The sequence below is a fragment of the Moorena sp. SIO3E8 genome, assembly GCF_010692445.1.
Taxonomy (GTDB): domain Bacteria; phylum Cyanobacteriota; class Cyanobacteriia; order Cyanobacteriales; family Coleofasciculaceae; genus Moorena; species Moorena bouillonii.
In genome coordinates, this window is sequence record NZ_JAAHHM010000020.1 from 85,098 (window position 1) to 102,237 (window position 17,140).

Sequence of the window (17,140 nt, forward strand, 5' to 3'; positions counted from 1 at the left end):
TCAAACGATGAATCCCTCTGTAAAACCCCTGACCCCTCTCGACAACGATAGTCTAAACCAGATCTTTGAGCCTTTCCCCTTAGAACATGTGGAACGGTCAATTGTAGAGCAATTTGAACAACAGGTTTCACGTCATGGGAATCGTCTTGCCATCGGTTTTCCAGGACAAGAGCTAACCTACAACGCCTTAAACCAATGGGCTAACCGGATTGCACGAGCGGTTTTAACCAAGCTTGGGGCTGGGTCTGAACCGGTTGCTCTGTTATTTGAGACCGGACCAAGCATGATTGCAGGGATGTTGGGGGTACTCAAGGCCGGGAAATTTTATGTTCCCTTAGATATATCGTTGCCAGAGTCTCGCCAACGCCTGATTCTTAACGACTCAAAGGCTAGGTTAATTTTAAGCGATCGCTACCATCTGGATGCTTCAGGGTTTGAGCAGAGGATTTTGAGCCAAGATGTTTTGAGCCAAGATATTTTAAGGATTGACAGCCTAGAACCAGGGATTTCAGATGAGAACTTAGAGATTAACTGTGATCCTGACGACCTGGCTTATATTCTTTACACTTCCGGTTCTACAGGACGCCCCAAGGGTGTGCTCCAAAACCATCGCTATGTCCTGAATCTATGCCGCAACTATACCAACAGCGGTAAGATTAGCTTTAGCGATCGCTTTTCACTGTTGTACTCAGCTGCCTTTGGTGGTGCAGTGCGAGATATTTATTGTGCACTGTTGAATGGAGCAGCCCTATTCCCCCTCGATGTCAAGCAAATTGGCTTACATCAGTTAGGTCGATGGTTGCGAGATAATGAGATCACCGTTATGTTTGCGGTGGCGACATTGTTTCGTCACTTTGTTTCAACATTGGATGGGCTGGGAAATTTTCCCAAGTTACGACTAATCCAAATTGGCAGCGAAACGGTTTACCGACAGGATGCCGAACTTTTCGTTGAAAACTTTTCCGACCAATGCACCTTAATGGTGAATCTTGGAGGTACAGAGATTAGTCCAGTGCGACAATTTCCCATTACTAAAGAAACCGTGCTCACTGGTCCGACCGTGCCTGCGGGCTATGGCGTTGAGGGGACGGATGTTTTGCTATGGGATGAATCGGGGCAGGAGGTACCTCCGGGAGAGGTTGGTGAAATTGTGGTTCGTTCTCGCCAAGTAGCCTTGGGATACTGGCAACAGCCTGAGCGAACCGAGCAAGTGTTTATCACAGATGGCGAGCACCGATATTTCAAAACCGGAGATTTGGGTCGGTTATTACCGGATGGTTGTTTGCTCCACCTGGGTCGTAAAGATTTTCAGGTCAAGATCCGAGGTTATCGGGTTGAAACCAGTGAAGTGGAAGCCAGTTTGTTGAACTTAGACGCTGTTAAAGAGGCGGTTGTAGTAGCCCAGACAGAAGCAGGGGGAGCAGTGGGCGATCAACAGCTAGTAGCTTATCTGACTCCGGTAAATTCCCAAAATAGACTGACAGCCAACGAATTAAAAGCTGCTTTGGGAGACAAATTACCCAGTTACATGGTTCCAGCTGGCTTTATTTGGCTAGAGTCATTACCGTTAACTGTAACTGGTAAAATTGACCGACGGGCTTTACCAAAACCGGAATCAATTCTATCAACATCTCAATTAGAATTAAACGTTATTGCTCCCCGCACCGCAACAGAAGAAAGCTTAGTCAAAATTTGGTCGGAAGTCCTAAAAATTGAGCCGATTGGCATTGAGAATAATTTCTTTGAATTAGGAGGACACTCCCTTGATGCCAGCCAAGTTGTGGCTCGTATTTCTAATAGACTAGGCATTGAAGTGCCATTAAAGCAGATTTTTGAAACACCAACAATTAGCCTGCTTTCAAATTACCTAGAATCTGTAAATACTAGCACTTGTAGCACTGGTGACTATCCATTAGTCCCCACTCCCAGGGCAAAAGAGGCAGACATTCCTCTATCCTTAACCCAACAGGGTCTCTGGTTTCTGGCTCAACTGGAAGACAATCGTGCTGCCTATAACTTGGTCAGAGCGTTTGTGATTACCGGGTCATTAGATAGAACGAGTTTAGAAAATGCGATCGCAACCCTGATAGACCGCCACGAAATCCTACGAACGACATTTGAAGCTCGTGAGGGCATGCCTTTCGGTGTGATTGCCCCACACATTCGGTTACCCTTGTCTATTGTAGACTTGTCCACTGAGGGGTTCGATGGGATTGAGGAAGTGATTCTCCAAGAACAAAATCGCCCCTTCGATGTAACTGTTGGCCCTCTGCTGCGATTTACGCTAATTTGCAATTCACGGGAAAAGCAAATTTTACTACTGACCATGCACCACATCATTAGTGATGACTGGTCAATACAAGTTTTGCTCAGAGAACTCTCATCCCTTTACAAAGCTGGTTTAACCCAGACACCGCCATCGTTACCGGCTCTGCCCATTCAGTATGTTGATTATGCAGCTTGGCAACGCCAACGCTTCACTGGAGAGTTTAGAGATAGCCAAATTAAATACTGGCAAGAGCAATTAGCAGATGCTACCCCAGTACTTAACCTCCCCCTGGATCGTCCCCGCACAACTCAACCCTTCAAATCTGGCCGGGTGCCATTTCACCTCAATGGGGATTTAACTCAAAAACTCAATGTCTTAAGCCAGGGTAAGGCAACAACCCTATTCATTACCCTGTTTGCGGCCTTTTCCGGTTTTCTGTCTCGCTATTGCCATCAAGACGATATTCTGGTGGGGACTCCCATCGCCAACCGCAACCCAGCCATAACAGAGGCATTGATTGGCTTTTTCGTTAATACCTTAGTCTTGCGCACTCGACCGAACCAACAGCATACCTTCGATGAATTACTTTCCCAGGTTCGTCAAATAGCCTTAGACGCTTATGCCCATGCTGATGTCCCGTTCGACCTGCTGGTAGAGCAACTGAAACCGGAACGGCTGCCAGGGGTTAGTCCCCTATTTCAGGTGATGTTTACCTTGCAAAATTTCCCGAAGGAAACCCTAGAGTTGCCAGGGCTGACTGTCAGTGCGAAGTCTTTAGACAAACCCACTGCTGGGGCTACCTTTGATTTAACCTTATCCCTGACCGAAAGCAATACAGAACTGATTGGCGCTTTTGAATACAATGCCAACCTGTTTGATCACGCAACAATTGAGCGGATGGCCAGAAATTTCCAAATTTTTGTAGAGGGGATAACTGGTGACCCAGAACAAACCATTGCTCAATTACCCATTTTGAGTGCTGCTGAACGACAGCAATTGTTAGTGGAGTGGAATCAGACTCAAACCGATTATCCTCGTCATGCCTGCGTTCACCAGTTATTTGAAACTATTGTCGAAAAAACACCAGATGCAGTAGCAGTGGTGTTGAATGAACAAACCTTAACCTATCAGGAGTTGAATCAGCAGGCCAACCAACTCGCCCATTACTTGCTTTCTTTGGGGGTTGGTCAACAGAGTTTGGTCGGGGTTTGTTTGGAGCGATCGCCTCATCTAATCATCGCCCTGTTAGCAATTCTCAAAGCCGGTGGAGCCTACCTGCCCCTCGACCCTACTTATCCTCCTGAGCGACTGGCTTTCATGGTAGAGAATGCTGGTATTCAGGTAATCGTGACTGAAACGGGTGTGAGTGATAGATTACCACAGGTAGCCCATTCTGTCAATCTGGATATCGACGGTAAGACGATTGCAGCCCATCCCAAAGAGAATTTGGACGCCCCCGCTACGGCCACATCTTTGGCCTACGTCATGTATACCTCCGGCTCCACAGGACAACCAAAAGGGGTCAGCGTCACCCATCGCAATATTGTGCGGCTGGTGAAGAATACCAACTATGCCCAATTTACCACCCATGATGTGGTTCTCCAGTTAGCCTCAGTTTCTTTTGATGCTGCCACATGGGAAATCTGGGGCAGTTTGCTCAATGGCTCCCGTCTGGTTCTGTTCCCAGAAGCGAAACCGTCCTTAGAAGCCTTGGGGCAAGTGATTGGGGAATATCAGGTCACAGCCCTATGGTTGACAGCTGGATTGTTTCACTTGATGGTAGATGAGCGGTTGGAAGATTTACAATCTCTACGTCTACTGATGGCTGGTGGAGATGTGTTGTCTGTGTCCCATGTGCTCAAATGTTGTCAAGCTTTACCTGATTGTCAATTCATTAATGGTTATGGTCCGACGGAGAACACCACCTTTACCTGTTGCTACCCAGTGGTGCCGGGTGAGAGCCTGCAAAACATCGGTCAATCCATTCCCATCGGTCGTCCCATTGCCAATACCCGAGTCTACATCTTAGATGGGCAGCAACAACCAGTGCCCATTGGAGTGGCGGGGGAACTGTATGCCGGGGGTGATGGAGTGGCCAGGGGCTATCTCAATCGTCGGGAGCTCAACCCAGAACGTTTTATTGCCAGTCCTTTCGATCAGGGTGAGATTCTTTACAAGACCGGGGATAAGGTACGGTATTTGCCCGATGGCAATATTGAGTTTATCGGTCGCATTGACTATCAAGTTAAAATCCGAGGCTTTCGGATTGAGCTAGGGGAAATTGAAGCGGTCTTATCTCAACATCATCAGGTAAGCCAATCCCTGGTTATGGTAAGACAAGACGGTTCTGGGGATAAATCCCTGGTGGCCTATGTCAAGGGCAGTCAACAGCAGGCATTTAGTTCTGAACTACGGCATTTTCTTCAACAAAAGCTGCCGGATTATATGGTGCCTAATGCCATTGTTTGCCTGGATAGCTTTCCCTTAACCCCTAATGGTAAGGTGGATCGCCGTAGGTTACCTGCTCCTGATTTTGAACAAGAGCGCTCGACAGATTTTGTGGCTCCTCGCACCCCGGCTGAAACAGTGATCGCTAATATCTTAGCTACGGTATTAGGGCTTGAACGGGTGGGTATCCACGATAATTTCTTTGCCCTCGGGGGTCATTCACTGCTAGCGACCCAAGTTATCTCTCGTATCCGTCAGAGTTTTGGGGTTGAGCTACCCCTCAAGGTCATGTTTGAGCAGCCAACCTTGGTAGGACTAGCTCAAGCAGTGGATTTAGCTGTGAAGGATACAAGGGTCCCCTTACCTGCCATTGAACCGATTGCCCGCACAGAACCTATACCCCTATCCTTTGCCCAACAACGGCTTTGGTTTCTAGATCGACTCGAAGGTGCTAGTCCTAGCTATAATATTCCGAGCGCTTACAAGTTAGAAGGTAACTTAAATCGAGTAGCTTTGGAGCGAAGTTTACAAACAATTGTCCAGCGCCATGAAAACTTGCGCACTATCTTCAAAGTCGGTAGTCATGGAGTTCCTTTTCAGGACATTAGCGATACAGTTACAATAACTTTGCCAGTCATTGAGCTGACAAGTGGAGAACAACAAAGCCAGGTTCAAGACTTAATTAAAGCAGAAGCTCAACAATCCTTCGATCTTGCCCAAGATCGACTCATTAGGTTTAAACTGCTACAACTATCTCCTACTGACCATATATTACTGGTAACCATGCACCACATCATCTCCGATGGCTGGTCAATGGGAGTATTTTGGGGCGAGTTATGCCAACTTTACCAGGCATTTTGTGAAGGTGAGGAGGCATCCTTACCACCATTGACAATTCAGTATGGAGACTTTGCCTATTGGCAACGCCAATGGTTAGCCCAGCAGGTTCTAGAAACTCAACTAGACTACTGGAAACAGCAACTGGCTGGGATTCCACCCTTATTAGAACTGCCCACAGATTATCCTCGACCGGCAAGGCAAACCTTCGGAGGCAGTCGGGAGCGTTTTCAGTTGGATGCTAGCCTGACCCAAAAGTTGAAAGAATTGAGTCAAAAAGCCGGGGTGACGCTGTTCATGACTTTGTTAGCAGCGTTTGATGTATTGCTCTGTCGCTACTCTGGGCAAACAGACATTGTGGTGGGGTCTGCCATTGCTAACCGTAATCAGGCGGAAATAGAACCCCTGATTGGCTTTTTTGTCAACACCTTAGTGTTGCGCTCAGACCTATCAGGAAATCGGAGCTTCGAGGATCTACTCACTCAAGTCCGAAAAACCACATTAGAAGCATATACTCATCAAGACTTACCCTTTGAGAAATTAGTAGAGGAGTTACAGCCAGAACGTCGTCTTGATCACCATCCTCTAGTTCAGGTAGTGTTTGCCCTGCAAAATGCACCGAGAACCGATTTAGATTTGCCTAGCTTGAAAGCAGAAACTCTGGAATTGGATACCGGAGCAACCCGTGAGTTCGATCTAGAGCTTCACCTTTGGGATGATCCGGAGGGTTTATCAGGACTTTGCGTGTACAGCAGTGATTTATTCAACACAGAAACAATTCAACGGATGTTGGGGCATTTCCAGACCCTATTGCAAGCTGTTGTAGCTGACAGCAGTCAAGCCATTGGTGAACTTCCTCTGCTCACCCCCGCTGAACGACAGCAATTGTTAGTGGAGTGGAATCAGACCCAAACCGATTATCCTCGTCATGCCTGCGTTCACCAGTTATTTGAAGCCCAAGCCCAAAACACCCCAGATGCAATAGCGGTGGTCTGGAACGAACAAACCTTAACCTATCGGGAATTGAATCAGCAGGCCAACCAACTGGCCCATTACTTGCAAAGCTTGGGTATTGGTCCAGAGAGTTTGGTGGGGGTTTGTTTAGAGCGATCGCCCAACCTAATCATTGCCCTGTTAGCAATTCTCAAAGCAGGTGGAGCGTACCTTCCCCTCGACCCAACTTATCCTCCCCAGCGACTGGCTTTCATGGTAGAGAATGCTGGTATTCAGGTAATACTCACCGAAACGAGTCTGAGGGAAAATCTCCCACAGGTGGCCGATTCTGTCAATCTCGATACCCACGGTAAGACGATTGCAGCCCATCTTTTAGAGAATTTAAAATCACCCGCTACGGCCACATCTTTGGCTTACGTCATGTATACCTCCGGGTCTACAGGACAACCGAAAGGGGTCAGGGTTACCCATCGCAATATTGTGCGGCTGGTGAAGAATACCAACTATGTGAAACTAGGAGCGTCTGACCGTATTGCCCAAGCCTCCAATGTAGCCTTCGATGCTGCTACCTTTGAGATTTGGGGCGCACTCCTCAATGGAGGACAACTAATTGGTATTCCCAAAGACACTCTGCTATCAGCTAATGATTTACACAAGCACTTACGCCAGCATGGAATCACTACCCTGTTTCTGACCACGGCTTTATTCAATCAGTTAGTTAATGAGTTGCCAGACATTTTTGCTGGTCTGAGAACCGTCTTATTCGGGGGAGAAGCGGTCGATCCCACACCGGTAAGAGCCGCCTTGGCAGCAGATCCCCCAAATAGACTTCTCCATGTCTACGGCCCTACTGAAAACACGACTTTTTCCCTATGGTATCCCGTAGAAACCCTGCCAAAAGAAGCGACAACTATTCCCATTGGTCAGCCAATTGCCAATACCCAGGTCTACATTCTCGATCACCATCAACAACCCGTTCCCATCGGCCTAACTGGGGAGCTTTATCTGGGGGGCGATGGATTGGCCAGGGGTTATTGGAATCGTCCCGCCCTGACCGCAGAACGATTTATCTCAAGTCCTTTTGTAGAAGGCGAGCACCTATACAAAACTGGCGATAAGGCACGCTATTTACCCGATGGCAATATTGAGTTTATCGGACGGATCGATCATCAAGTTAAAATTCGTGGTTTCCGGATTGAACTTGGAGAAATTGAGGCCACTTTAGGACAACACCCTGCCATTGCTCAAAATGTTGTTTCCCTTCATCACAACCAATCTGGCGATAAAAGTCTGATTGCTTATTTAGCAATTAACTGGACTCGACAAGACATTTCCCAGTTAATTGCTCAAGCAGAGACTGAACTTTTAGAAGAATGGCAAAATCTCTACGAACAAGTCTACGAGTCAAAGCATGACCATCTAGAGTTGGATTTCAATATTTTGGGATGGAATAGTAGTTATTCCGGCCAACCTATCCCATCCATTGAAATGCGGGAGTGGCTTGAGACTACTGTGGCACGGATTAATACGGCTCGTCCTCAGTCGGTTCTAGAAATTGGCTGTGGAACTGGGTTGCTCATTAATCAGATTGCACCAAACTGTAAGCGCTATCATGGCACCGATTACTCTAGTGCAGTTTTAGACCATACTAAACGCCTGCAACAAGGGAAACCGTCTTTAGCCCATGTGGTTTTACACCATAAGTTAGCCCATGATTTTGAGGGAATTCCTCAAGGAGCATTTGATACAGTTATTCTTAACTCGATCGTGCAGTACTTTCCCAGTATTGATTATCTTTTAACAATTTTAGAAGGTGCGATCAATGCCCTTGACCCTAACACTAACAGTCGAATTTTTGTCGGAGATGTGCGCAATGGCTCTTTGTTGGATGCTTTCCACACTTTAGTCCAATTTATACAAGCTGAACAGGGGATGACCTTAGAACAGTTACAAGGTCATCGGCAGCGTAGTCTTCGTGCAGAAGAGGAGCTGGTGATTACTCCAAGCTTTTTCGTGGCCTTACCGCACTATTTTCCACAGATCAGCCATGTGGAGATTCAACCAAAACGAGGGAAATTCCACAATGAATTGACACAATTTCGCTATGATGTCACCCTCCACATCGAAGCTATTGGGGCACAGGGAGAGGAGAGTAACAGGGGAGTGTCAGAGTCTGTTCGGGCAAAAACTGGGCACATGGACATTCCTTGGCAAGATTGGCAGAGGGATTCTGTCACTTTAGCTAAAGTTCGTCGCACCTTAGCTCAACAACGTCCAGAATCTTTGGGCATTCTTCGTATCCCTAATGCACGAGTTCAAGAAGCTTTAAAGATTCAACAGTGCTTGGATGATCCTACACCTGAACTAAAAACTGTTGAACATCTGCGGCAATACCTGTCTCCCCAGAACTCTGGGGGAATTGAACCTGATCTATTCTGGGAATTGGGTGAGGAACTAGGATACGAAGTCCGATTGAGTTGGTGGGAAGCCAGTGCTACCGGATGTTATGATGTGGCCTTTATTCGTCAGAATCTTGCCACTACAGCTCCAAAAATCGCCTTTTGGCAATCACAGCAAATGGGTGTGGTTCGGTGGCATGACTATGGCAATATCCCTTTGCAAGGTAAGGTAACTGACAAACTACTGCCTCAAGTCCGTCAGTTTTTGCAAGGGAAATTGCCGGAGTATATGGTGCCTCAGCAATTGATTGTTCTGGAGCATCTACCCTTAACCCCCAATGGCAAGGTCGATCGCCGTGCATTGCCAGCGCCAGAAACAATAGATTTGCCAAGAAACACAAGCTTTGTTGCACCCACTACCCCCACCCAAGAACTATTAGCCACGATTTGGACTGATGTTTTAAAGATCGAGCACATCGGTCTTGAGGACAACTTCTTTGAGCTGGGGGGGCATTCCCTACTAGCAACCCAAGTTATCTCTCGTATCCGTCACAGCTTCGGGGTTGAGCTACCCCTCAAGGTCATGTTTGAGCAGCCAACCTTGGTAGGACTAGCTCAAGCAGTGGACTTCGCTGTGAAGGATACAAGGGTCCCCTTACCTGCCATTGAACCGATTCCACGCACAGAACCTCTACCCCTGTCCTTTGCCCAACAACGGCTTTGGTTTCTCCATCAACTCCAAGGTGCTAGCTCTAGCTATAACATGTTCAGTGCTTGCCAGTTAGAAGGAAACCTAGACCAAGTAGCCTTGGAGAGGAGTTTACAAGCAATCGTCCAACGCCATGAGAGCCTACGCACTATCTTTAAGGTCGATAGTAATGAAGTTCCCTATCAGTACATTACCGATACGGTCACAGTCACCTTGCCAGTGATGGAGCTGACCAGTGCAGAACAAGATACCGAGGTTAAACACTTAATTCAAGCAGAGGCTCAACAATCCTTTGACCTGACCAAAGACAGACTTATTCGCTTCAAACTGCTGCAACTATCCCCTACTGACCATGTGTTACTGGTAACCATGCACCACATCATCTCAGATGGTTGGTCCATCGGAGTATTTCGGCGGGAATTAGCCCAACTTTACCAGGCATTCTGTGAGGGTCATGCTTCCCCCTTGACCCCTTTGACCATTCAGTATGGAGACTTTGCCTATTGGCAACGCCAATGGTTAGCCCAGCAGGTTCTAGACACTCAAATCAACTACTGGAAACAGCAACTGGCTGGGATTCCACCCTTATTAGAACTGCCTACGGATTATGCTCGACCGGCAATGCAAACCTTCCGAGGCAGTCGGGAACGTTTTGAGTTGGATGCCAACCTCACCCAAAAGCTGAAAGAATTAAGTCAAAAAGCCGGGGTTACCCTGTTCATGACTTTGTTAGCAGCGTTCGATGTATTGCTCTGTCGCTACTCTGGGCAAACAGATATTGTAGTAGGGTCTCCCATTGCTAACCGTAATCAAGGGGAAATAGAACCCCTGATTGGCTTTTTTGTCAACACCTTAGTCTTGCGCTCAGACCTATCAGGCAATCCGAGCTTCCTTGATTTACTCACTCAAGTCCGAACAACCACCTTGGACGCTTATACTCATCAAGACTTACCCTTTGAGAAGTTAGTAGAGGAATTACAGCCCGAACGTAGCCTTAATCATCATCCTCTAGTTCAGGTAGTATTTGCCCTTCAAAATGCACCGATAACGGATTTAGCACTGTCTGGCTTGAAGGCAGAAGCGATCAAATTGGAGGTGACAACAACCCGTGAATTTGATTTAGAACTTCACCTGTTCGAGAGTGAGCAGGGTCTGTCAGGATTGTGTGTTTACAGCACCGATTTATTCAAACCAGAAACCATCCAACGGATGTTGGGGCATTTCCAGACCCTATTGCAAGGTGTTATAGCTGACAGCAGTCAAGCTATTGGTGAACTTCCTCTGCTCACCCCCGCCGAACGACAACAATTGTTAGTGGAGTGGAATCAGACCCAAACCAATTATCCTCGTAATACCTGCGTTCACCAGTTATTTGAAGCTATTGTCCAAAACACCCCAGATGCAGTAGCAGTGGTTTTGGCAGACCAAACCTTAACCTATCAGGAGTTGAATCAAAAGGCTAACCAACTGGCCTATTACTTGCAAACCTTGGGGGTTGGTTCAGAGAGTTTGGTGGGGGTTTGTTTAGAGCGATCGCTTAATCTAATCATCGCCCTGTTAGCAATTCTCAAAGCAGGTGGAGCGTACCTTCCCCTGGATCCCACTTATCCCCCTGAGCGGCTAGCTTTCATGGTAGAGAATGCTGGTTTGAAGGTAATCCTGACCGAAACGGGTGTGAGTCAGAGCTTACCACAGGTAGCCCATTCTGTCAATCTGGATATCGACGGTAAGACGATTGCAGCCCATCCCACAGAGAATTTAAACGCCCCCGCCACAGCGACATCTTTGGCTTACGTCATGTATACCTCCGGGTCCACAGGACAACCGAAAGGGGTCAGCATTACCCACCGGAATATTGTGCGGCTGGTGAAGAATACCAACTATGCCAAATTTACTGCCAATGATGTTGTTCTCCAAGTGGCATCGATTTCTTTTGATGCAGCCCCCTGGGAAATATGGGGAAGTTTGCTGAATGGGGCTTGTCTAGTTCTATTTCCAGAACAGCAACTGTCCTTGGAAGTCTTGGGGCAAGTCATGAGACAACATCAGGTCACAATTGTGCTGCTGACCACTGGGCTATTTCATTTGGTTGTGGACGAGGGGTTAGAGGATTTACACTCCTTGCGTTTACTAGTGACAGGTGGAGATGTATTGTCTGTATCCCATGGACATAAATTTCGTCAAGCCCTACCTCATTGCCAGCTCATTAATGCCTATGGTCCAACAGAGAACACAACCCTTACCTCTTACTACTCGGTGCCGACGGAAGCTTCATTGGAACAATCAATGCCCATCGGTCGCCCCGTTGCCAATACCCGAGTTTACATTTTAGATTCCCAACACCAACCAGTTCCCATCGGGGTAGTAGGGGAACTGTACACCGGCGGTGATGGAGTGGCCAGGGGCTATCTCAATCGTCGAGAACTGAACGCAGAACGGTTTATTGCCAGTCCTTTTCTAGAGGGTGAGATTCTTTACAAGACGGGGGATAAGGCACGCTATTTACCGGATGGCAATATTGAGTTTATCGGACGAATCGATAATCAAGTTAAGATCCGAGGCTTTCGGATTGAGCTGGGGGAAATTCAAGCGGTCTTATCTCAACATCCTATGGTCAACCAAGCCCTGGTTATGGTAAGACAAGATCGCCCAGGGGATAAATCCTTGGTTGCTTATGTGATCAGAAGTGAACAGCAGGCTAGTAGTGCTGAACTAAGGCATTTTCTTCAACAAAAGCTTCCGGATTATATGGTGCCCAATGCCATTGTCTTACTGGATAGCTTTCCCTTAACCCCCAATGGTAAAGTTGATCGTCGTGCTTTACCCATTCCCGATTTTGAACAAGAGCGCTCGACAGATTTTGTGGCTCCGAGTACCCCGGCTGAAACAATCATCGCCACTATCCTAGCTAGGGTATTAGGGCAAGAACAGGTGGGTATCCACGATAATTTCTTTGCCCTAGGGGGACATTCATTGCTGGCAACCAAGGTCATTTCTCGACTGCGGGAAGCGTTCGAGGTTGAATTACCGGTGAGGGCTATATTTGAATCGCCTACAGTTGCGGGTTTGGCCTCTCTAGTTACCCAAAGCCAACAAATCACTCCTGGATTGACTGTACCGGAAATTATACCAAGGGAGTCCGAAGGCCAACCCCTCCCCCTCTCTTTTGCCCAAGCCCGCCTTTGGTTTCTCAATCAGCTAGAAGGACAGCCTAACGCCACTTATAACATGCCGTTTGCCTTGGAAATTAAAGGTTTACTAGATGTGGGGGCCTTGGAGCGAGGACTTCAGGAAATTGTTCAACGCCATAGTATTCTGCGAACCCGCATTCAGGTTGTTAACGGCATTCCACTGCAAACAATCGATCCCTGTGCTGAGCTTAAGTTAGCTGTAGTGGAGCTAATACAGGACGGTAATCACCAACACAACCTCCAGAAATGGGCGACCGCAGAAGCTCAGAAACCCTTTGATCTCAAGCAGGATTGGCCAATCAGGGCTACTCTGTTGCAGTTATCCCCAGAAGACCATGCCCTATTCCTGACCCTACACCACATTGTCTCGGATGGCTGGTCCATGGGGCTGCTTTTACAGGAACTGTCAACCCTCTATAGCGCTTTTGTAGCTGGGCAACCGTCTCCCCTCCCAGCGTTGCAAATTCAGTACGTTGACTATGCTGCTTGGCAACGTGAGTGGCTGACAGGATCTGTGATTGAGCAACAAGGTGAGTACTGGAAACGGCAGTTAGCTGATGTATGCTCCCCGATCAATTTGCCCACAGACCGCCCCCGACCATCTGTACAACGTTTTCGGGGAGGGCACTTCCAGTTTCAGCTCGACACTGCTCTGTCCCAAAAGTTGCGAACCTTAGCCCGAGGGACTAATAGCACGTTGTTTATGACCTTGCTGGCTGCCTTTGCCGTCCTCCTCTCACGCTACAGCGGCCAGCAGGATATGCTCATTGGTACTCCTGTTGCCAATCGCCATCATGGTCAAACCGAATCCCTGATTGGCTTCTTTGTTAATACTTTAGTGCTACGTACTCGAACTGAAGGTAATCCCAGTTTTAGAGAACTGCTTGGGCAGGTGCGTCAGGTGGCTCTGTCTGCCTATAGTCATCAGGATATTCCTTTTGAAAAAGTGGTGGAAATTCTGCAACCAGAACGTTCCCTGAGTCATAGTCCCTTGTTTCAGGTCATGTTTCAGTTAGAGCAAAGACCCACTTATGAGCAGTTTTCCAACTTAACCCTCACCCCCATTAAACAGGATCTGCAAATCGCCCAGTTCGATCTAACGTTATCAATGATAGATACCCCGTCAGAGTTAATTGGATACTGGGAATACAACAGTGATCTGTTTGACTGGGAGACTATTGTTCGGATCGCTAGTAATTTTAAAACCTTACTAGCTGGGATTGTGGCTAATCCAGAGGAACGGGTTGAGCAGTTACCGTTACTGAGTACCAACGAGGGCCAGCAGTTGTTGGTGGGGTGGAATAACACCAGGGTAGACTATCCCCAAGACCATTGCATTCATAAGCTATTTGAAACACAGGCAGAGCGGACACCAGAGGCTGTGGCAGTAGTCTTTGCCGGTGAGCAGTTGACTTATCAAGAGTTGAATGCCGGTGCCAATCAGTTAGCCCACTATCTCCAAGGCTTGGGGGTAAAGCCTGAGACCTTGGTGGGCATTTGTGTGGAGCGTTCTATAGAGATGGTGGTGGGCTTGTTGGGGATTCTTAAAGCAGGAGGGGCTTATGTGACCCTCGATCCTGATTATCCTACAGCTCGACTGACTTATATGCTGGAAGATTCAGGAATTGCTGTTTTGCTCACTCACAAAGCGTTACGGGCAAGATTGCCCGAATCTCAGGTAAAAGTCGTTTATTTGGATGCAGATTGGTCAGCGATCGCCCAGCAAGATACCGTTGCACCTTCTGTCAATATCCAACCCCAACACCTTGCCTATGTGATTTATACATCTGGGTCTACTGGTCAACCTAAGGGAGTTTTAATCGAACATCAGGCCATTGCTAGCCATTGTTATGGCATTACAGAACATTATCAAGTAACCAGTCAGGATCGGTTTCTTCAATTTACCTCTTTCAGTTTTGACGCTGCCCTAGAAGAAATCTTCCCCCCTTTAATCAGTGGAGCCACCTTGGTGCTCAGAGACCCTGACCTGTGGACTGTGCCTGAGTTTCACCAGAAATTGATGGAGCTGGAACTGACATTTGTTAATCTCCCCCCCAGCTACTGGCACCAATGGTTACACTGGCAACAGCAAAATCCTCAAGATGCTCCCCCTCTACCTGATCTGCGACTAGTGGTTTCTGGTAGCGATGTGCTTCAACCAGAAACCATCAAACTTTGGCAACAACTGTGCCAACAAAATCCCTGGTTAGATTCAGTCGGCTTGCTCAATGCTTACGGTCCAACAGAAGCAACCATTACCACAACTACATTTGATATTGCTGGAGCCTTAAACACCGATAGCTCTATGCCACGAGTGCCTATTGGTCGTCCTTTGCCGAATCGAACTATCTATATCTTGGATAGTAATGGTAATCCTACCCCGATTGGCATTCCTGGAGAACTTCATATTGGTGGTATCGGTCTAGCCCGAGGATATTTGAATCGCCCGGAGCTAACCGTAGAAAAATTCATTCCCAATCCCTTCGGCGAAGGTCGTCTCTACAAGACAGGAGACTTGGCTCGCTACCGCCGGGATGGCAACATTGAATTCCTCGGTCGCATTGACCATCAAGTCAAAATCAGAGGCTTCCGTATCGAACTGGGGGAAATTGAATCCGTGCTCAGTGGCCACCAGCAGGTGCAGGAATGCGTGGTCATCCCCCGGGAAGATACCCCAGGGAACAAGCGCCTGGTAGCCTATGTAGTTGGGGATGATGATCTTGACATTAAGGCTCTCAAAGAGTATGCCAGACAGCACTTACCAGACTACATGGTTCCCAGTGTAGTGGTGCCCCTGACGTCATTACCCCTGTCTCTCAGTGGTAAGATAGACCGCAAAGCTTTACCTGCCCCTGATCCTGCCTTCAGCCACAGCAGTGAGTTCGTTGCACCTAAAACAGAGAGTCAAATTCGCATCGCTAGTCTTTTTGCCGAAATTCTCTCCCTGCACCCTGAAACGATTAGCCTTGATGATAGTTTCTTTGAGTTAGGTGGTCATTCTCTATTGGCTACTCAACTGATGTTTCGCATTCGTGAAGCCTTCGAGATTAATTTATCTCTAAGGGCATTGTTTGATTATCCCTCTGTTTCTGATTTGGCTAGTGCAATCGACCAAGCTTTAGTAACTGGAGACTATCAATCCCAGACTTGGGATTTAGAAGTAGAAGCTGCTTTAGATCCAGATATTCAGCCATCAACTGCGATCGCGCCAATCGTCAGTCCAATGGAACGAATTTTATTAACCGGTGCAACAGGTTTCTTGGGAATTCATTTACTTTCTGAACTCTTGACTACAACGGATGCTATTGTCTATTGTTTGGTTCGGGCTGATAATCGTGATGCTGGCAAAGAAAGACTGAAGAGCAAGTTAGAAGCAACTGGTTTATGGCGTGAGAATTTGACATCTCGAATTATTCCCATCATCGGAGATTTAGGAACCAGTCGTTTTGGACTCTCAGCAACTGAGTATAAGAATTTATGCCAAGACATTGATGTGGTTTATCACGTTGGAGCTAAGGTTCATCATCTGTGGTCTTATGCTCTTTTAAAAGATGCGAATGTTTTGGGAACCCAAGACGTGTTAAGACTGGCTAGTTTAGGAAAGATCAAACCTGTTCATTACGTTTCTACTCTATTCTCAACATCCCAAACTGACCAACCCATTCTCGAGTCAGCAACTACCAATCATTCTGATTTACCAAACGTAGGCTATGTTCAGACTAAGTGGGTAGGAGAACAGTTAGTTTGGGAAGCGAAAGAGCGCGGTTTGCCCATAACTATCTATCGACCGTCGAGGATTAGTGGTCACAGTCAAACCGGTTTCTCTAGTTTCGATGACTTACTCTCGCGACTGGTGAAAGGATGTATTCGACTCCAAAGTTTTCCTAACTGGAATGGTTTTTCAGAAAACCTCGTTCCAGTAGATTATGTCAGCCGAGCGATTGTTTGCCTGTCTCAACAAAACCGTTTATTTGGGAAGGCGTTCCATTTAATTAATCCACAATCCGTGCCTTTCAGGGAAATTTTTGAGTGGGTGCGCTCCCTGGGCTATAGCTTGGAAGAAATTGACTATACTGATTGGCGTTCCAAGTTAATCGAGGATATGGAAAATCCTCTCTACCCTTACTTACCCAACTTCCCGGAATCACCGTCAAACACAACAAACACAACAAACTTAATTGAGTACGATTGTCGCAATGTAGTTGATGGTTTAAAGGGAAGTGGTATCAAGTTACCGGAGGTTAATCAGGATTTATTTAAAACTTACCTCTGCTACTTTAGAGAAAGTGGTTTTTTGGAGAATTAACCTTCAAAGCCTTTAATGGAAAATGGA

General features: G+C 47.1%; 1 protein-coding gene. It reads left to right on the forward strand.

Translation table 11 applies throughout. The features are described 5' to 3' along the window. Positions 1–7: 7 nt before the first annotated feature. Positions 8–17,113 carry a non-ribosomal peptide synthase/polyketide synthase gene (locus F6K46_RS11010; protein WP_293056136.1) on the forward strand — a complete coding sequence of 5,702 codons (17,106 nt, stop codon included), beginning with the start codon at positions 8–10 and terminating at the stop codon, positions 17,111–17,113. The last annotated feature ends 27 nt before the right edge of the window (positions 17,114–17,140 follow it).

What these genes read in the sequence shown, in the direction of transcription:
- F6K46_RS11010 (WP_293056136.1), top strand. Translation starts at nt 8, where the DNA reads ATGAATCCCTCTGTAAAACCCCTGACCCCTCTCGACAACGATAGTCTA.